At 40.1% G+C, this 20,408-nt stretch carries 16 protein-coding genes; 9 read left to right on the top strand and 7 right to left on the bottom strand.

Annotated elements, in window-relative coordinates; genetic code table 11:
* Positions 1–54 precede the first annotated feature (54 nt).
* From hemF to MS6x_RS09385, 3 genes are read left to right on the top strand one after another with little or no spacing between them, the layout of a single operon-like run.
* On the top strand, positions 55–957 hold the full coding sequence (gene hemF / locus MS6x_RS09375) for an oxygen-dependent coproporphyrinogen oxidase (protein WP_482607019.1): 903 nt from the start codon (positions 55–57) through the stop codon (positions 955–957).
* Between the two features lie 12 nt (positions 958–969).
* Positions 970–1,119: a hypothetical protein gene (locus MS6x_RS09380; RefSeq protein WP_482607020.1), complete on the top strand. Its 150-nt coding sequence runs from the start codon at positions 970–972 to the stop codon at positions 1,117–1,119.
* Between the two features lie 18 nt (positions 1,120–1,137).
* The gene (locus MS6x_RS09385; protein ID WP_482607021.1) at positions 1,138–1,950 is read left to right on the top strand and encodes a PhzF family phenazine biosynthesis protein; all 813 of its coding nucleotides are present in this window, start codon (positions 1,138–1,140) and stop codon (positions 1,948–1,950) included.
* An 86-nt stretch (positions 1,951–2,036) separates the two neighbouring features.
* On the opposite strand, the gene MS6x_RS09390 is transcribed toward MS6x_RS09385, so the two are convergent.
* From MS6x_RS09390 to MS6x_RS09400, 3 genes are all read right to left on the bottom strand, one after another.
* Positions 2,037–4,679 (bottom strand): DEAD/DEAH box helicase family protein, encoded by a 2,643-nt coding sequence (locus MS6x_RS09390; RefSeq protein ID WP_482607022.1) that lies wholly within the window; start codon positions 4,677–4,679, stop codon positions 2,037–2,039.
* A 118-nt stretch (positions 4,680–4,797) separates the two neighbouring features.
* Positions 4,798–8,400, bottom strand: a complete 3,603-nt coding sequence (locus MS6x_RS09395; RefSeq protein WP_482607023.1) for an ABC transporter permease/M1 family aminopeptidase — start codon at positions 8,398–8,400, stop codon at positions 4,798–4,800.
* A 2-nt stretch (positions 8,401–8,402) separates the two neighbouring features.
* Positions 8,403–9,278: an ABC transporter ATP-binding protein gene (locus MS6x_RS09400; protein ID WP_482607024.1), complete on the bottom strand. Its 876-nt coding sequence runs from the start codon at positions 9,276–9,278 to the stop codon at positions 8,403–8,405.
* A 200-nt stretch (positions 9,279–9,478) separates the two neighbouring features.
* Here MS6x_RS09400 and hemB point away from each other — a divergent pair, with 200 nt between their 5' ends.
* From hemB to MS6x_RS09425, 5 genes are all read left to right on the top strand, one after another.
* Positions 9,479–10,468, top strand: a complete 990-nt coding sequence (hemB, locus tag MS6x_RS09405) for a porphobilinogen synthase (protein ID WP_482607025.1) — start codon at positions 9,479–9,481, stop codon at positions 10,466–10,468.
* A 210-nt stretch (positions 10,469–10,678) separates the two neighbouring features.
* Entirely contained in the window at positions 10,679–12,097 is a 1,419-nt protein-coding gene (locus tag MS6x_RS09410; RefSeq protein ID WP_482607026.1) for a sensor histidine kinase, read from the top strand.
* A gap of 15 nt (positions 12,098–12,112) precedes the next feature.
* Positions 12,113–12,895: an enoyl-CoA hydratase/isomerase family protein gene (locus MS6x_RS09415; RefSeq protein WP_482607027.1), complete on the top strand. Its 783-nt coding sequence runs from the start codon at positions 12,113–12,115 to the stop codon at positions 12,893–12,895.
* A gap of 18 nt (positions 12,896–12,913) precedes the next feature.
* Positions 12,914–14,464, top strand: coding sequence for a hypothetical protein (locus MS6x_RS09420; RefSeq protein WP_482607028.1), 1,551 nt, complete (start codon positions 12,914–12,916; stop codon positions 14,462–14,464).
* Positions 14,465–14,596: 132 nt separating this feature from the next.
* Positions 14,597–15,226, top strand: coding sequence for a 2OG-Fe(II) oxygenase (locus MS6x_RS09425; protein ID WP_482607029.1), 630 nt, complete (start codon positions 14,597–14,599; stop codon positions 15,224–15,226).
* Between the two features lie 160 nt (positions 15,227–15,386).
* Here MS6x_RS09425 and MS6x_RS09430 read toward each other — a convergent pair whose 3' ends face one another.
* The 4 genes from MS6x_RS09430 to MS6x_RS09445 form a co-directional block, all read right to left on the bottom strand.
* Positions 15,387–17,114 (bottom strand): amidohydrolase, encoded by a 1,728-nt coding sequence (locus MS6x_RS09430; RefSeq protein ID WP_482607030.1) that lies wholly within the window; start codon positions 17,112–17,114, stop codon positions 15,387–15,389.
* A 259-nt stretch (positions 17,115–17,373) separates the two neighbouring features.
* A complete protein-coding gene (gene yiaK / locus MS6x_RS09435; RefSeq protein WP_482607031.1) occupies positions 17,374–18,399 on the bottom strand; it encodes a 3-dehydro-L-gulonate 2-dehydrogenase in 1,026 nt (341 codons plus the stop codon).
* A gap of 208 nt (positions 18,400–18,607) precedes the next feature.
* On the bottom strand, positions 18,608–19,057 hold the full coding sequence (locus MS6x_RS09440) for a cytochrome c oxidase assembly factor Coa1 family protein (RefSeq protein WP_482607032.1): 450 nt from the start codon (positions 19,055–19,057) through the stop codon (positions 18,608–18,610).
* A 108-nt stretch (positions 19,058–19,165) separates the two neighbouring features.
* Complete coding sequence (locus MS6x_RS09445; RefSeq protein WP_482607033.1) at positions 19,166–19,696, bottom strand: dihydrofolate reductase family protein; 531 nt, start codon at positions 19,694–19,696, stop codon at positions 19,166–19,168.
* Positions 19,697–19,846: 150 nt separating this feature from the next.
* Between MS6x_RS09445 and MS6x_RS09450 the strand changes: the two genes are divergently transcribed.
* Complete coding sequence (locus tag MS6x_RS09450) at positions 19,847–20,383, top strand: DinB family protein (protein ID WP_482607034.1); 537 nt, start codon at positions 19,847–19,849, stop codon at positions 20,381–20,383.
* Positions 20,384–20,408 lie beyond the last annotated feature (25 nt).

A 20,408-nucleotide genomic window follows, 5' to 3' on the forward strand; every position in this document is an offset into this window, starting at 1 on the left:
ACAGGTCTTTCCAAAGATGAAAATGAGGATAACCTAGTACCCAATCACAATACAATGAAAGATATATTCTTCTCCTATATTGAACAATTACAAGACAGCATTACTGCAAAACTGGAAGAAGTAGATGGCAAAGCTACTTTTAAGCAAGACATCTGGGAACGACCGGAAGGTGGTGGTGGAAGAACGCGAGTTATTGAAAACGGCAATGTATTCGAGAAGGGCGGTGTAAATATCTCAGGCGTTCACGGAGAACTACCTAAAAGTATGCAAGCTTATTTTGGCGTGGAAGATGCTGATTTTTTTGCCTGTGGATTGAGTTTGGTGCTCCACCCAAAAAACCCAATGGTGCCCACCGTACATGCAAACTGGAGGTATTTTGAAATGTACGATAAGAAAGGTAACATTGTAGACCAATGGTTTGGTGGCGGACAAGATTTAACGCCCTATTATCTATTTGATGAAGATGCTATTCATTTTCATACCGTTTGCAAAGATGCATGTGACAAACACCACCCGGAATTCTATTCTAATTATAAAGAGCGTTGCGATGAATACTTCTGGAACACCCATAGAAACGAGGCTAGGGGCATAGGCGGACTCTTTTTTGACTATTGTAAGGCTAATAAGGAAATGGGTATTACCGACTGGTATAAATTTGTGACCGAAGTAGGCAATAGTTTCCTGAACAGCTATGTTCCCATCGCGGAAAAAAGAAAGAATCTACCTTATAGTAAGGCGCAGCGCGATTGGCAAGAAATACGTCGTGGAAGGTATGTGGAGTTCAACTTGGTGCATGATAAAGGTACCTTGTTCGGGTTAAAGACGAATGGCCGTATAGAAAGTATTTTAATGAGTTTGCCACCACATGTACAGTGGCATTACGACCACCAGCCCGAAGAAGGAACTGAAGAAGAGCGACTTCTTGAAGTTTTAAAAGCGCCCAAAACCTGGGTGTAACCAAATGTAGCCATGGCAAAAAAGGGAAAAGCGAAAAATACGGTCAACAAAGCCAAACACACCAAACTTATGGACCGAAAGAAAAACAAGCTAAAAAAAGAAGCAGCGCTGCGTAAACAACGTTTAAAAGCAATTCTGGATAAATCCAAGGAAAAAGAATAGTTGAAAAACCAATTATAAATGAAACAGAAAATATACCAAATAGATGCGTTTACGGATACCGTTTTTGGCGGTAATCCTGCGGCAGTCTGCATCTTACAAGAATGGATCTCGGATAAATTGATGCAAAACATAGCAGCGGAAAACAACCTTGCGGAAACTGCTTTTGCGGTTCCTAAAGCAGATTTTTACGAATTGCGTTGGTTTACCCCGGAATTGGAGGTAGATCTCTGTGGGCATGCTACGCTAGCGACTGCTTATACGCTTTTCCAATACTACACATATGAAAAAAATACCATACGGTTCGTATCCCCTAGGAGCGGTGAATTACTGGTAGAGAAAAATCAGGACGGCAGTATGACGATGGACTTCCCTACCGACGATCTACAACCTATGGAAAATCAAGAAACCATAAATAAAGCCATTGGGAAGGTTCCTATCAAAACTTTTAAAGGAAAAACGGATTTTCTATTGATTTACGAATCGCAACAGGTGATTGAGGCGCTAGATCCCAACTTTCATCTTTTAGATCAATTGGACTGTCGTGGGGTTATTGTCAGCGCACCGGGAACAGAAGTGGATTTCGTATCCCGATTTTTTGCGCCCCAATGTGGCATCCCGGAAGACCCCGTTACCGGTTCCGCGCATACGTCACTTGCACCCTATTGGTCCGCCCAATTAGGAAAAACACGTATGACGGCAAAACAGCTTTCCCAACGTGGCGGAGATTTAAACTGTGAATACCTTGGAGAACGTGTAAAAATATCCGGGAAGGCAGTTTGTTATATGATTGGGGAATTAGACATGTTAGGTCCTGGCTTGATTGAAACATAGGCGTTCAAATGTCAGTTCGAGTGAAGACCTGGAAGTGAATGTGTATCGAGAACCTTTTGACATACGATTCCACCTCGATACTATTTTTACTTCCAAGTGACCGTCTTCTCAGAAACTTCCTCGAATTGATAGCGCATGTGGGCAAATCGTGCTTTTAGTAAGTGTTTTCTACCATCCAAATTACGAGTGAAAAGAATTTTAGACCCATCTACATACTTATTCCAATATTTTTTAAAAGCTAGTGCATCTTCCTTTCTCTTTGCAAACTGTGTTGGTACTACATAGTAATTTCGGAAACCCAATTTTCTTTTGAGCCAACTCTGGTTTACCAACAAGTATCTTGGATTTTCTATAGGTGCAATAATTTCATCCAATAGGCTTACGAACAAATTACAATCATGCTGATTGGCACCTTCTAGATATATCATAAAGGCACCATCGGTATTTTGCTCTGCTACAATACCAATATCTTCAGATGCAGTCGTCAGCGATTCTTGAGCAACAAGATGGGCGAATACGGCATTGGCAATTTTCTTGGTCTTTTTAAACTGGTTGCCAAAAAGAAAATACACCTTCAAAGCCTTGAACGTTTTTGGTCCAAATCCGACTATTAAGGCACTTCCTAAGAGGTAAATAACGGACAACCAACCCTTGTTAAGTAGTGCCCCAAAATTCTTGAGGAAGAACTCTGGCAAAAACAAGGAAAGACCCGTTACAATTTGAACCGATAAGTATTTTACCGCGTTAAGTCCTGCCAAGCGCTTGGTTTTCACAAAAGGCACTTCCTTCTCGTAAGGCACCTTTAAAGCGCGAATAAGCACATTTCCTTGCGCTATTGCAGTTTTCCATCGGTCTTTTAGTACCGAACGGTTCTGGGCTTCCTGTATCATATCCGCATTTAAAGCCTCTACGTCTAAATCGGTATTTAAGGTTTCAGGCAATCCCAAACGGGCGAGTCCATTCTCGATATAGGGCTCCCCTTTTAGCGAGACGCCGTTAAACGCTTGAAACCGTTGTTTCAATTTCTCCATTTCCTTGCCACCATCATCGGTAGTGGGATCTAGGCAAGCCAAATGCCAAATAGCTCCTGTCTTGTCCGCTACATCAGCGTCGACCCGCATGGCCCTTCCCCGCATCTGATTGGAAGACACAAAAGAACCCACGTAGGAGGCCAATATCAAGGTATTGATGCTAGGAGCATCCCAGCCTTCGCCCAATAAGGCCTTCGTACCAATTAGTATATTTATGGTTCCGCCTTCAAATAATTGGGTAACCGCAGCTACAATTCTGTTTTTTCCTTTTTCTGGAACCCTAGTATAATAGTAATCTTCAATAAAATTTAACCTCTCGGTTTTTAGATTGCTTTCCGGCATCAAAAGTTTTAATTCCTCTAGGGCCTTCCTATGTAAAATGATAAGCGAGCCCGTCAGTACACCAACCTGACTTGTGAACCCATCTTGGGCCATTAAATACTGAAAAATAGATACTACGCCAAGCTTGTTAAGTTTATTAAGGTCTTGTCCGTTAAAATCCAAAAACTCCTTACGGATATAGTCGGTAAGCACTACGGCCCTTATATTAGATTTTAAGGTTTTCGAGGTGTTTTTAAGGATATTCCGGATACTTTTGAGTTTACTAGGGCTATTGGCCAAATTGCGATATAAATCCTGATTTCCAATAAAATCGACGTTCTTCCGTTCCAATACCCCAATTCTACGCAATTCCTTTTCAATGGGCATCAGTACATCCTCGTGAAAAGCAAAATTCTCCCGTTGGTTTACAATCACCTCTTGCAACAAACACTCCGACCATTCATAGGTAAACGATGGAAATGCTACATCCTTTGTCCGGAATCCCAAAATGGCAAGCTTAGCTGGCTCAATTTCATGCCCTGCCGCCCTCAAGTATATCAATACAGAAGAGAAAAAGGAGGGATTTTCATAGATGTGTTCCAATGCAGTTTCCGAACTGCCATAGATTATCAAGCCCTTTAGAAATACTTGAAAAGCAGCGTTTTCAAGCAAGGTATTCGTGAAATTTATAATCTGCTCTCGGTAGTTTACAATATACTTTATCTGCGCATTGTCCGGTCTACTGAAGTAAATAAAATCCTGATGCGGGCACAGGTCGCCATTTTCTATAAGGTCAGGCACCGCAATTTCATCGTCTATGGGGCCGCATAAGTCAAAATAACGGTTAATTTCTAAAGTAGAACTATCGTAAGGTGGTGTTGCAGTTAAGGAAACAATAGTTAATCCATCGATTCCTTTTAGCTGAAAAAGGCAGTTCCACCATTCGTTTTTTAGATGATGTGCCTCGTCCAAAACCAAGGTTTCGATGTTGTTCTGCTTAACAAATTCCACTAAATGATTCCCAGCGTTGTCTCCAAACGATTTATGAAGTGCAAACAGGGATTGATAGGTAGAAAAGGTAAGAAGCGCAGGATTTTTTATAGAAAGAGAAAGCGTCTGTTTTTCAGGAATAGGCTCAAAAAAATCTACCAAACGGTCTCGCCATTGATTCCTGATTGTTAATGTAGGAGCTAACACCAACGTAGGCTTACCAATACGTAGCAGCATCTCTAAGCCAAGAATAGTCTTACCGGAACCTGGAGGAGCAATTACATGAAGGTGGTTATCCGTAATATGCTCCTGAAAACCATCCAGAAATTTACCTTGATACTCCCGCCATGGGAATTTAAAAATTAACGGGGTGGCGAATAAACTCAATGTCCTTCTATTGTTTTAAAACTATTTGAAAACGACTCCCTAATTAAAATTAAAAAAAGCGTTCCCAGTACAGGTGTTTCGTACTAAGAACGCATAGCTTTCTATTTTTATTTCAGAACTACTCCTCCACCGACTTCAAGTTATCATCAGAATTACGGTCTATTAACTTATTATAGGGGTCTATTCCTGCTTTTAAGGGCTTTTCATCTGTTGTGATTGTAAATGTATTATCCCCTGGACTTAACCACTTTAATTCAAAGAAAAATGGATTCTTGACCGTTACGCCGTCATCATTGGTTTCATCTTCTCCAAAAAGACCAACGTCTACCAAGTTCTTTTTTTCGTCTACCAACTTTTCTTTACCGGTATCGTCATAATATATCTTCTTAGAATTTACCGTAAACGTGGTTTCCCACTTCCCATTATCAAGTTCCTTAGTCTTAGCGTCCATGACCCTATTCTCATAAAGGACAATTTCCTTAAATCCGTCATCAACTTTGTACTTTAAGGAATCCGGTGTAACCGCATATAGTGCGTTATAAAGATCTTCCGAACTCGCATAACGTCCCTTTTCAAAATACTTAAATTCATCCATAAAATTCCTAAGCCCAGTATTCACAACGTTTTCACCCATTACATCCTGTAAGTCATACATAACCATGGAACCCTTCTCATACCAAATATACTGACCGGTTTCAACATCCATCAGGGAGCGTTCCGGTTTAAAGCTAAATTGCCTGCTTGAGAGGTAACTATCCAAAGACTCCTTTAAAAAGGACTTGATGCCGTTCTCGCCATATTCTTGCTTCATGGTCATTAGCGATACGTATTCTGCCAAAGTTTCGGAAATAATATTCGCTCCAGAAGTCTTGCTCGGCGTTACAATATGTCCCCACCATTGATGTGCTACTTCGTGCGATGTTACCCTAAAGGCATAATTGAAGTCCTCTGCTTTTGTAAAATCGGCTACAAAGCCAAAATCTTCTGAATAGGGAATGGTTGTGGCAAAGGATTGCGCAAAATTGGAATGTGCTGGAAACTCTATAACGCGAATGACAGAATAGGGATATTCTAAATAATTTTTAGAATTATAATCCAAGGATATCTTTATTCCTTTTATGAAATAAGCAAGGTTTTCCTTATGTTTTGGTGAGTGGTAGATTTCAATCTTCACTTTCTTACCACTTGGTGCTATCCACTCATCTGTTTCGATATCATACGCCGCTGAGACAAAATTGAAAAAATAATCGGACTTCTCCTCCAGTCTATAATTGTAATAACTACGCTCGCCCTCGTCCCATTTTTTAGTTAAAACTCCTGGAGCAATGGCTACTTGACCTTTTACCGTACTAACCGTTGCCTCAAAATTCATATAGTTGGCATCCTCGTTGAAAAGATTTTTCTTTAACGCCATTGTATCCGTGCGCGGTGGATATAAGAAATCCAATTCCTCTAAACCATACTTTTTACGGACTCCATTATCCGACAACGCCCTATCGTAATGAAAAGATGGAAATATGGCATCCCTAAAAAAGCTGCCATTTCCTAATACAGCCGTTTCCGTATCCATAGCGAATCCATGAGTACGTACCTTCGTTTCTATGACCAAATTTGCCGTGTCTTTGGGTTGCAGGGCTTTGGGCAACTTATAGATAAACAAGCGGTATAAACTGTCGCTAAGGAAGGGACTTATCTCCGTACCATTATAGACTACCTTGGTGATTTTAGTATCGGATATCGGAAACTTGATTTCCATTAGTAAGGTATCGATAGGCACTTCTGAGGGGTTCACTACCTTAAAAATACCTTGAGCATCCACTTTTCGTTCTTTGGGATAGATATCAATATTCGCTTTTAGGTCGATCACCTGTATGTGGGGTTTATCGATATACTTCCCATAGGCCTTTTCGGAGTCTGCAGACAATTTCTGGCTATAATCCCCATCTTCAAGTTGGTTCAACACCTTCAAATTATAAAAGCTATACGCCCCAACAGATACAAAGGCCAAAACAAAACACAGGGTGTACGCAATAGTTATACCATTCAAACGCTGTTTGGCTAACTTCAGTCGCTCCTTTGCGGACGAAAAGAAGCCCCTGTTCCAGAATATCTTACCAATAGCCGCAAGAATACAAGTGAACAAGATCCAATAGAGATTTAACCAAAACTCCCCGTATAAGTAATGACCAAAGCCATTTAAATCACTTAAAAAACTACCAGGCACTCCACCGAAAACAATTAGGGGATTACTGGATTTGAATGCCAGGTTTATCAATAATGGGAGACCAATATAAATAGCCACCACTATAAAATGACCTAAAAACTTATTGTTGACCAGCACATGTATAAAGAACGCTAGCAATAATGTGGTAAAATATCCAGGGAATATTTTAGCGAAGTTATAGGTAAAATACATGCCCAGCTCATAGTTAAAATAGCCATTAAACGTTTGGTATAATATACCTACAAGTATACCAAGCAAAGTTAGCACCACTGCCACTCCTGTAAGGGCAAGTATCTTAGAAAGGTATAACGTACTATTGCTTACCGGTAGGGCGTCATAGAATTCAAAGGTCTTGTTTTTGCGTGTTCTATGTACGGCCTCACCCGCATAAATAATAAGAATAATCACCGAAAAGAGTGAAATACCCCCAGCAATCTGAACCACCATATACCGAGTCAATGGCAATGAAGGTGTCCCATATATTTGATTGGATTGATAGGCTACAAAGCCGGCAATTAAGATCCCGATAACAATCAAAACAAGAAACACGGATTCTTTTACTATGGATAGAAACTCTATCTTACTTAACGACCAAAGATTCTCCCGCTGTGCTTTTTTTGAAAAAGACTGCACAATGGTTGTCAATCCGCTCGCTTGAAACACTTCGTTATCCTCTTTATTGGTCTTCTTCTTTTTGGATGCCAAAAACCCTTTATACGAGAACTTAAATAGCGTAAAAAAGAAGATTGCCATACCAATACCTAACCACAACATTCTATTGATCAAGAACTTTCCTGTTAGCGATAATTGCATGGTGTTCAATTCGTTGATGCTCGAATACTTTGTTAAGTAACCATGAGCACTTTCACCAAAAGGATCTACGTAAATACTCAGCCATTCGGTATCCAATTTTGATACCAGCTGACCGGAAACAATGGTGGCAATTAAAATAACAATACCACCCAAATACAGAATAGGCATCCGCTTAAAAAAGGTCATTAAGCTAAAGAACAAACTTCCAATAAAGAAAGCATTGAAGGTTAGTAGATAAACAAAGGGTAAAAAGTAGGACCAAAAATTAAAATCGGTATAGGTTCCGTAGTCTGGCCTATCTAAAAATCCACCGAACTGATACCCAATAATCGCACCCAAAACAGCGCCTAGATTCATAATCGTCACCAAGGTAAAGCTGCCCCAAAACCGACCAAGTATATAATTCTTTTCCGAGACCGGAAAGGTGAAATAGGTCTGCGCGGTGCCATGTTCCTGATCTCGGAACACCGGAACGCCCATCACCGCGGCATAAAAGAACAGGGATAAAATGCTCATCCCGCCTAATACGCCAACAATGGCATTTGGACTGTTGGTAAACTGCGCGGTAACCGATTTATCAAATACCGCTAATAATAACGGAATAAGGAACATTAGAAAAATATAGATATAGGTGGCAGGCCTGCGTAACCTATATTTTAGCTCAAACAGCAATATCTCTTTCATAATTATACGGTTTGAGGTTGGTTAATACTATAGAAGTAGAAATCTTCCAAATCGTTGTTTACCGGCTCAAAACCGTCTCCTGGATGGGAGTCGCTGTATACATTTAAATTAAAATTACCACTTCGTAAGTAGGTTGACAAAACAGTGTATTCCGATTGGTATTTTTCTGTTTCGTCCTTACTTATGTTTTTTCGGTATACCTTACCGTTCAGCGTATTGGATAGCTCTTGTGGATGTCCTTGTACAACCACACTACCCTCATTAAAAACAGCCATATTCGTGCATAAATTCACCACATCGTCTACAATATGGGTAGATAAAATTACTACGGCATCTTCGCCTAGTTCACTTAGTAAATTATGAAAGCGGTTTCGTTCCAAGGGATCCAAACCAGCAGTGGGCTCATCTACGATAATTAATTTTGGATTTCCGATCAAGGCCTGTGCTATTCCAAAACGCTGGCGCATCCCTCCAGAGTAATCACCAAGATTCCGTTTTCTAAACTTGTAAAGATTCACTTTATTAAGTAAATCTGACACATAGGAAGCGCGGTCGTTCTTACTTTGTATGCCCTTTATCTTTGCAATATGGTTCAGCATCATTTCTGCCGATACTTTTGGGTAGACTCCAAAATCCTGTGGCAAATACCCTAATACCTTACGAAGTTCGTCCGGAGCGTCAAAAACATCTATTCCATCAAAGACAATACTCCCGCCATCTGCATTTTGTAGGGTAGCAATGGTACGCATTAAGGTAGATTTACCTGCGCCGTTTGGTCCTAAAAGACCAAACATTCCTTTGCCGATTTCTAAATTTACGTTGTTTAATGCCTGTGTACCGTTGGGGTAGGTCTTGTTTAATTGAGTAATAGAAAGCATATAGTTAGTGTTTGTTGATTATCCTGTTTAGAAAATTAGTAGTTAAGATATCATTTTTGTTACGATAATTAGAAATAATACCATCATGAACCGAGAAGAAAGACGCTCCAAACAGAAAGAATTCTTAGGCTTAACCTATATTTGTAAGGGATTTAGGCAACGTATTAAAATTTATCGGAAAACAATAAAACATTAAAATCATGTATCCACTAATAAGAAACCGTAGACTAAGGAATTCAGATGCCATACGCCATTTGGTACGTGAAACCATTCTCACACCTAGCGATTTTTTGGTTCCTCTTTTTGTGGTAGAAGGCAAAAATGTAAAAGAGGAAATTGCCTCTATGCCCAACTATTACCGATTAAGCTTGGACAACTTGGAAAAAGAGGTGAAGGAACTCTGGAATATGGGGCTTTGCGCAGTTTTGCTTTTTGTAAAGGTTCCAGATAATTTAAAGGATAATGCAGGCTCCGAAGCCTTAAATGACCACGGATTAATGCAGCTTGCTATTAAAACGGTTAAAAATGCGTGTCCGGATATGTTGGTAATGACCGATGTTGCCATGGATCCCTACTCCTCTTATGGGCATGATGGTATTGTAGCAGACGGACAAATATTGAACGATGAAACCGTAGAAGTACTTGCGGAAATGAGTGTGTCGCATGCCAAAGCAGGTGCCGATTTTGTAGCGCCTAGCGATATGATGGATGGTCGAATTCTAAGTATTCGAGAAGCCTTGGAAGACGAAGGCTATCTAAATACAGGAATCATGAGCTATAGCGCCAAATATGCCAGTGCATTTTATGGTCCCTTCCGGGATGCCCTAGATTCGGCACCAGTAGCCCTTAAAAATATTCCAAAGGACAAAAAAACATACCAAATGGATTCTGCCAATAGGTTCGAGGCCATTCGCGAAACCCAACAGGACATAGATGAAGGTGCAGATATTGTAATGGTAAAACCGGGCCTATGCTATTTGGATATTGTTCGCGAAATTAAGAACGAAGTAGATGTACCTGTAGCAGTGTATCAGGTTTCCGGAGAATATGCCATGCTAAAGGCAGCTGCGGAAAGAGGCTGGTTAGACCATGACGCCGTAATGATGGAACAATTGATTTCGATAAAACGGGCTGGTGCCAATATCATCGCCAGTTACTTTGCAAAAGACGCCGTTAAACTGATGGGATAAAAACGTTTTATACTCCTTGTGTTACCTAAAACTGGTATCGTACAAGCATTACGATACAAGAATATAAATTCCTCCAAGAAATGATTTAAAGGGCAAAACCTGTCCCTATCTGAATCTACATACTACTTTGGTGCGATATTTGCTAACTTTGAACGAAATGCCATACCCTTGCTAAAGAAATTATCCTTACGGTCCCGGATCTTTATTTCAATGATCTTATTGGTATTGATAGCCTCTATCTTGATTTTAGGTATTACCATCTACCAATTTAGAGAAATAAATGAGGATTACCATCAAAACAGGATGGAGCGCAAGGAAGAACAAATACGGCAAAGCATAGATCTTACCATCGCAAAGACGACCTACCCGGTTACCGAGGAGAACTTGGGACTAATCTTTATGGAAGATATTTATGAGATTGCCGTGGTTCAGAACATGAACTTCAACCTATATACCTTGGATGGAGCTTTAATCAAGAGTTCCCGGCCCAAATTTGAAAACGACCCCATATCCCTCTGTATAGCACCAGAAATACTTAATACCCTTGAAGCTAGTGCCGACAAACGCTACGTTGAGGAAAATGCCGCTGCTGGAGACAACTATCAATCCTCCTACACCTATATTCTAGACCGAAAATTTAAGCCCATAGGTATTTTAAATCTGCCTTATTTTGAAGATAACTCCTTTAATGATAAAGAATTACGAGAGTTTTTAATGCGTTTGGGGGGTGTTTACTTTTTAATGCTGATAATGGCCATTGCGCTAGCCTTTATCATCTCCAAGTACATTACGCGATCTTTGGAAACAATTTCGAACATGATGGAACGCACCAACTTAAATCGTGCGAACGAAAAGATATTTATAGACAGCCCTGGTGAAGAGATTGAAAAACTGATATCCTCTTACAATGGAATGATAGACGAGTTAGGACAAAGTGCAGCAAAATTGGCCCGCAGCGAAAGAGAGCAAGCATGGCGGGAAATGGCAAAACAAGTAGCTTACGAAATCAAAAACCCGTTAACGCCTATGCGATTGACCGTACAAAGTTTTGAACGTAAGTTTGACCCTAAGGACCCTAACATAAAAGAAAAAGTAAAGGAATATTCCAATACGCTTATCCAACAGATAGATACCATGAGCAGTATTGCATCGGCATTTTCTAACTTTGCAGAAATGCCTGCGCAACAGAACGAAACCCTCGACGTAGTTAAAATCGTGAAACTGGCCTTGGACATCTTCAATGAAGACTATATTCACTTTAGTGCGGATAAAGAGGAAATTATCGCAAAACTAGATCGAACACAACTTATTCGAGTAGTTACCAATCTGGTTAAAAATGCAATTCAGGCCGTTCCAGACGTTCCTGAACCAAGGGTTTTGGTTTCCGTGGCTAGCGAAGGTAATTTCGTAAAAATATCAGTAGCCGATAACGGTATTGGCATACAGGAGGATAATCGGGAAAAAATATTTGAACCTAAGTTCACTACAAAGAACAGTGGTATGGGATTAGGTCTTGGAATGGTAAAGAATATCGTGGAAACCTATAAAGGAAGTATCGATTTTACCTCGCAACCCGATAAAGGCACCATATTTTTTGTAAAATTTCCAAAAGAAAAAAAGCTAATCTAAATTCGAATTTGAACTATGTCATACAACACCCTATTAACTGCGCAACAAGAATCGATAGCAACGGTTACCATTAACCGCCCAAACAAATTAAACGCCTTAAACAAGGAAACCATTGGGGAACTGCACGACGTTTTTGGCGAACTGGATGCCGATAAAAACATAAAGGTGATTATACTTACGGGTAGCGGGGAAAAGGCATTTGTTGCGGGTGCGGATATTTCTGAATTTGCGCAGTTCTCTGAAAAGGAAGGTGGAAAATTAGCAGCAAAAGGTCAAAAACTTCTCTTCGATTTTATTGATAATCTGTCTACTCCGGTTATTGCCGCTATAAATGGTTTTGCTTTGGGTGGAGGCCTAGAATTGGCTATGTCCTGTCATTTTAGAGTGGCGAGCGACAATGCCAAAATGGGACTGCCCGAAGTATCGTTAGGCGTAATACCGGGCTATGGTGGCACGCAAAGATTGCCTCAACTTGTTGGAAAGGGAAGGGCCATGGAGATGATTATGACTGCCGGGATGATCTCTGCGGAGCAGGCCCTGTCCTATGGTTTAATAAACCACCTTACCGCCCCGGAAGAACTGATGCCTTTATGCATAAAACTTGCAAAACGAATTTCCAATAACTCATCAGTTGCCATTTCTTATGCAATAAAAGCGGTAAATGCTGGTTTTAAGAATACTGTAAACGGTTACGAGCAGGAAATTAAGGCGTTTGGCGCTTGTTTTGGAACGGACGATTTTACCGAGGGTACATCGGCATTTTTAGAAAAACGTAAAGCAAATTTTCCTGGGTCGTGATATTAAAACGGTCTAATCATGTTCAGGAAACACCTATTTTTTATCCTATTAAGTATAGTGACATGGGATAGCTACGCCCAAGACACCGAGTTAAACTACACCATTGGCGAAACCATTAAGGATAGGCACCAATACTCTAATCTATTATCCATTGCAGAAGATGGAAAAGGGGGCACCGTTGTGGTGCGTTCCTATTTTAGTGGTATTGTACTAAAACCGAAAGGTTATCTTGTTGAGCACTACAATAAGGATTTAGAGTTGTTGTCCGAATACAACTACAAACTTAAAGACGCCAATTTTGTAGAAGCCTATGTAAAAAATGGTCAGGTGTATCTTTTGTTTTTGGAATATGATTACTCCAAGTTAGCTTACGAATATATTGTTCATCGCAGTCCGTTCACTGAATTTAATTTTACCAAAGAACTTCTATTGTCCATACCTTCGGATGCTGTTCAACAACCGTTGGACCGCAATTACTACAACCGTAATTTCTCATCTGGCTTTACCACATCGGTCCTGTTCAACGATGAAAAATCTGCCTTTGTGATTACGACTCATTATAAAAAAAGAAAGGAGAACAAACATGTCATACATGTATTCGATGGTAGTTTGCGAAAGTTAATGGAACATGATTTTTCAGATCAAGTAGAAGAAAAAAATTACGCCTTCGAAAACGTAGTATTCTCTGCCGATTTAACAAATGTGTACTTGGTAGGAAAAGCCTATTTTAAAAAGAAACGTTTTACGGCTATAGAGCGTAAGTATCAATACGAGTTGGTTCGTATATCGGGCACTACAAAAAGCATACAGGCATTTGATAGCCCTGGGAAGTTCCCGGAAGCCCTTAAACCCATTTTTAAGGGTAATAAGCTACTCTGCATAGGGTTTTATGCAGATCGGAAGGATAACCGTTATAATGGAATTGCTTATTATAAACTAGAGCCTAATTCTTTGGCAATTCAATCCGAGAAATTCAATCCATTTTCAGATCAGTTTATGATGGACAAGTTTGGAAGGGGAAACGAAACCACCATCAAGGACTTGGTGTTTAAGGGAATGGATTTTACAGATGATGGACATATCCTCTTTAACGCGGAAGAATATTTTACTAGTAACAGCATACAGTCCAATAGTAGCGGTGGCCGCCTTATGGTAAATCGCTATCATTACAATGATATTGTAAGCGTAAAGCTGGCTGCCGATGGCGATTTGGTATGGGCACGCAACATCAACAAAACAGAGGTGACCCAGGGTGATGGCGCCTATACCTCCTATTGCTCATACACCAAGGACAATAACACCTATTTCTTTATTAGCACCGCTTCGGAAAACCCACAACAAATGAGCGGGGAACGTATACAGTTCAAACAGGGACTGAGTAGAAATAGAAATATCTTTTTGATCAAACTTGATGAAGACGGACAAATGACATTCCAAAAAGCAATTGATAATAAGGAAGTCCGCTTACCGCTGATGGTCTCTAGACCATTAAAGGATACTACTGCGGATGCATTGTTGTTCTACGCAAAGCGTGGCGCTAAAAAACAACTGGTCCAGGTTAGTCTTTAATGCAAGCTTTTTTTATAAGTGAACCAGACATAAAAGATGCTCTGGCAACTGTTAATTTGATTAATTGAAGAAAAAGAATAATCCAGATTACAGGTATTTTTTAACTACATTCGCGCACCTTTTTAGCACTTTTTGAAAACAATTCATACCCTTGAAGATTGGCTTTCCTGGATGGATGTCCTTTCCGAAAAAGACTACGTCGTTATCGACGATTTTTTAGACGAAGACCTTTACCATACACTTCGGAGTTTTCTTTTTGAAAAAATTGATGCGTTCGACCAAGCTGGTATCGGCACATTGAACCAGCATGTAATCAAACGAAATATACGTGGGGACAATACCTATTGGCTCAATAAGATCAGGGATACTTCGTTAACACCTTTTTGGGAACTTTTGGAAGAGACTAAATTTATTCTCAACCGTTACTGTTATTTGAGCCTATCAGGTGAAGAATTTCATTTGGCACATTATCCTTCGGGTGGCCATTATGCGCGTCATTTAGATCAATTTGAAGGCCGTAACAACCGGATGATTTCTATGGTCATTTATTTAAACGAGGATTGGTTGCCTTCTCATGGAGGGCAATTAGAAATTCTAGATCAGAACAAACAGCTACAGTTAGTCGCCCCTTTGGCCAAGCGCTGTGTACTCTTTAAAAGTGCCGAGGTGCCGCATGCCGTTCTTACATCTTTTAAAGACCGTTATAGCTTAACCGGTTGGCTGCTCTACCAACCTGCCGGAGTTTCAACGATTTTAGGTTAATTAACCGTCCAAGCATTCCCATCTGACGCAGGTTTAACGTTTTTATGAATGCTTATGTACACTATTATACAATTTTGGCACTTAATTAAACGGTCACTATTACATTTGTTTTTTCCCAGATAAGATGTACCTCGGTTGTGCCCGACAGCTACTTAAAAAACTAGTTGACCTTCTCGTAGACTACCTCCCCATTAAAAATGGTCATGGCAATCTGGGTGTCCAATATATTGTTTTCCGCTACGGTCATTAAATCCTGATCATAAATAGTGAAATCGGCTAGTTTACCTGGCACAATTGAACCTTTAATATCCTCCTCAAAAGCTCCATAAGCAGCATCTAAGGTATAGGAACGTAGGGCCTGTTCCCGAGTCATTTTTTGTTTAGGTTCATAGCCACCCTCAGGCATGCCCTTTAAGGTTTTACGGCTCACACTCGCATAAAAACTGGCAATCGGGTTTAAGGGCTCCACAGGCACATCTGTCCCATTTACAATAGGAATTCCACTTTGCAATAAGTCCTGCCACATATAAGCGCCTTCCTTAATTCTTTTTTCACCTAGTCGATCTATTGCCCAAGGCCTGTCAGAAGACATGTGTACGGCCTGCATGGCCGGAATAACACCTAGCTCGGCAAATCTCGGAATATCATCTGGATGCAGGTGCTGTGCATGTTCAATTCGATACCTATTATCATTCGTTAAATCCGGCAGTTCTGTAAATGCCGCTTCATAACGGTCCAATATTTCCTTATTCGCACGATCTCCAATGGCGTGGGCACACACTTGAAAACCATGTTGCAAACCATTAAGTGCCGTTTCCTTTACAAATTCCATAGGAAGGGTCTCATGACCAAAATGTCCTGGCCTATCGGTATACTCATCCAATAACCAAGCACCTCGGGAACCTAAGGCACCATCGCAATTCAATTTTACGGAACGAATGGTAAATAAATGATCCGAATCTACCATAGGCCCTTGAGCGTACCATTTTTTCAATAGTTCTTTGTCCCAACCTGTAAGCATGGCATAGATACGTATGCCCATCTTTTTCTCTGCCTTCATTTTTTCAAATAAAGAAATGGTTTCCTGACCGATACCCGCATCATGGAATCCTGTAATCCCATTTCTATGGCATGCAGCTACCGCCAGTTCAAACGCTTTAGCATCCTTCTCAGGGGTCGTCTCGGGAATGTGTTTTGCAATAAGGGACATGGCACGTTCATTAAAAATTCCGGTAGGCTGGCCCAAATCATTTCGCATCACTTCCCCACCTTCAACCTCTAAGCCGTCTATACCTTCTTTGCCCATTACCTGTAACCCGGCAATTTCCATGGCCTTGGCATTGGCAAACGCGGCATGTCCACTGGCGTGTCTTAAAAAAACAGGGTTCTCTGGAGAAATACTACTCAATAATTCATGCGTTTGAAAACCGTTTACCAATTCCTTGGGCATTTCCGTCCATTTACTTTGGTGCCATCCACGACCGGTAATCCATTCCCCAGGTTTCGCTTTTTCGACAGCTAGGGCTACGGCATCCACAATTTCTTGATAGCTCGTGGTATTCATTAAATCTAAATTGAGCTCATTGTAACCCAATCCCATAAAATGACCATGACCTTCAATAAGACCAGGTGTCATTGTTTTTCCCTCTAGGTTTATCACTTTGGTTTCCTCGGTCTTAAATGCCTCTGCCTCCGCAAGGCTTCCTGCAAAAAGAATCTTATTGTCTTTGGTGGCTACAGCTTCTACGGTAGCCTGAACACTATCCACCGTATAAATAGTCCCTCCGTGAATAAGTAAGGTTGCTGCTTCTTTCTCATTTTTTGCACAAGAAGAAAAGACTAAAACACCCAGGGCGATAGTCCATAAAATAGATTTTTTAATTGGCATGAAATTATATTTAAATGGTTAAAAAGCAATACACTATTTAATTTGAAAAAGCTTTACCTATTTTTTCAAACGGAATATAGGAAAAATCGAGACAAGATAATAGGCATGTCAACGTAAGTATTATTTGAAAAATCCATGCCTGTTAACTAATTCATAGAGCTACTAAAGACAAGGTGGTAGATTATGGTTATAAAAATAGTATGAAGCAGCTACTTTGTTTTAGTCTAAAATTATCGAAATATGATAGTCTGGTTTTTGTTCACTTTTCAACAGACAAGGCAATTATATTTTCCCAAACACTGGAATAAACAGGAATCCCATCCTTTAAATTTTCAATTCTCGTTTGTGCACTTCTTTCTCCCGGGTAGTAGATTTTTTCTCCAGGCTGCATAGGTGCAACATCATGCGTATATCCAATAATTTCGTTTAGGAGTCTTTCTTGTAGGTCCTTATCCCCAAAAATTTCCGGATAAATACAAAGATAGACTTGTGAGATACCTGTTTCCATTACATTTTTACCTATTCTATAGGTTGAATTCCCGGCCGATAATACCGTTGCCAACATATCTAAGACCATAGAGAGTGCCGAACCTTTCCAATAACCGATGGGCAATCCCCGCTCTTTTATCAAAATCTTTTTCGGATCATTGGAAAGTTGATCCTTATCATCCCAGCCGCCTGCATAAGGTAGCTTTTCTCCTTTGAGCCTATAGGAATTGATTTTGCCGAATGCAAATTGGGAAAGTGACATATCCAACACAACGTGACCTTCTTTACGTGGTATGGAAACAACAAAGGGATTATTACCTATTCTGCTTTCTTTACCACCCCAAGGCGGCATGTTCGGTTGTGTATTCGTGAACATAATGGAAATGCAATCTGCATCTGCCGCTTGCCTACCATACGTTCCGCCCCTCATCCAATGATTGGTGTTGCGCAAGGCTACCAGTCCCATTCCGTGTAGTTTTGCCAATACTATAGCCCTATCCGTGCACTTTATTGCATTGATAATTCCAGGTCCTAGATGACCGTCCCAACGTTCTATATTTCCAAAAGATGCAATATTATTCGCTTCCTTATCGATTTCAACCAAACCTTTTTCTATATACTCAATAAAAAGCGGCACCCGGTTTATACCATGGGAGGACACACCTGCTAAAGTGCTTTCCGTATATACATTCGCCAACAACCGCGCTTTCTTTTCAGAAAAAGTATATCGCAGAAATATTTTATGTAACACTTCTTGCATTCGTTCTGGCGAAATTCGTACTTGTTTATCCATCATTTTATTGATTCGTTGAAATCGGTGTTGCTAAAACAGGTTTGTAAAGCGTTTTCAAGTACCTAGATTTTTTTATAAAAATAAAAAATAAGTCAACCCTCTTAATGTAAGTATATGGATTAGCGAACTAGACGATAAGAATAGTACCTGTAAGATTACTGTTTTTTACCAGTTTCCCTGCACCCAGGAGGTCATTATCTTGGTACTTCTTCTATTTTAAAACTTCTATCCTCTGCTTTAAATCCTCCGGTTTTTTAATCCGAATAGCTATGGATGTGTACCTCCATTGTTTGCCATTTCTATACGAAACAACGTCCATTTTACTGCGTACATCGCGCTCATGTTTAGTGCCATATACATCAAAAGTGATATTTAGCGTATCATAATTATTAGAATAGCGATGGGAACCTTCCAAAATGGCCAGAGAACTTAACGGGTGTAATTCTCCCAATAGTGCGAGTACCTTTTCATCTGCTCTCGCAATCTTCAAAGCACCATCGCACACCTCGGATTCTGAATAGACCTTTGCAATACCTACTATGTTCTCTCCTAATTTAGAACTGAATAGTACGGTGAAAAGGAAACAAAGGAATACGATTAAGGGAATACTCCATTTCCAATTACGTTGAAACCAGCTTTTATGTTCAGTTAAGTCGTTCATTCCCTTAGCACACGCTATTATGCAAAGATTCGTATTTAATCCAGTGCGTCATTTATTTGCTGTTCTCCTTTTATTTAAGACCCTCCAAATTCATGATACTTCTTTTTCTTATGTAAGCTGATATGTAAGTATATCAAATTGGCCATCAAAAGATTCCTTTTCGATTAAACGTCCAACCGCCGAAGTTTTGGAGTTTCCAAAAATCGGAATTCCCTCACCTAGTATAATCGGGTTCAGTTTTAACTTTAGCACATCAATTAATCCATGGTCCAGAAGCCACCCTGCAAATTGTCCTCCGCCACAAAGGTATATGTCGGTTTTAGCATTTTTGGTGATTTGTTTGATACGTTCAAGAGATGTTTTTTCAATTAGAACCTTATCCGAAAGTTCGTCTATCTTTAAGGTATCAGAAAAAATATGATGCATCATGTCCGGATAGGCTGGCTGACCGGGAACTAGTCCATATTGATATCCAAATTCATACGTTCTACGCCCCATGATAACCGTTTCAAAGCTTCTTAAATCTGACAGGTATTTGTCTACACCCGCGCCTTTGGGAACAAACTTACTAATGTCATCGTTCATGCCGGCAATAAATCCATCAAGTGAACTTGCCACATAATATACTATTCTTCGCATCTCTAAACTTACTGATAATACACGAGTTTTCCGCAATACACCTAGGTATCCAATAAATCTTAAGGATACTTTAAAGCAAGAAAGATACTTTAAAAACCCATGTGCGAACTAAAATATATAACTTGTAATACCCTTTAACTCCTATTGAATATGAAAAATGTAGTAGCGCTATTCCTAAGTATCCTTTGTGTCTTTGGAATGTTTGGACAAACCGAAATTACCCCAAAAACACCTTTTACCAAAGACTATATAGCTGTTTGGCTTACGGCCAGAGATCATTGTTTAAACATTGCCAAGACAATGCCAGGAGAGCTATATTCATACAAGCCAACACCTGTAAGCAAGTCTTTTGGCGAACAGATGGTGCATATTGGATATACCGTACCGCTACTTACCAAACGTTATGTGCAGGGCATGGAGGTGAAACCAAGTGTTCCGGACGCTTCCAAAATGACAAAAGCTGAAATCATAGACCTATTAGAAACCGGTTTTGCCTATACTACAAATGTTATTAATACTATTGAGCAGGAACAATTAGATGAAACTTGCGTGATGTATCATAGTGGGAATACCGTAAGCAGGGCATTTGCCTTGTTTTATGTACAAGACCATATGGCCAACCACAGGGCCAAGGCTAATTTATACCTTCGGATGAACAACATACAACCCCCGGAATATACGTGGTAATCTTAAGGGGAATTTTTAGCAAATT

The organism is Maribacter sp. MS6, from assembly GCF_056839185.1.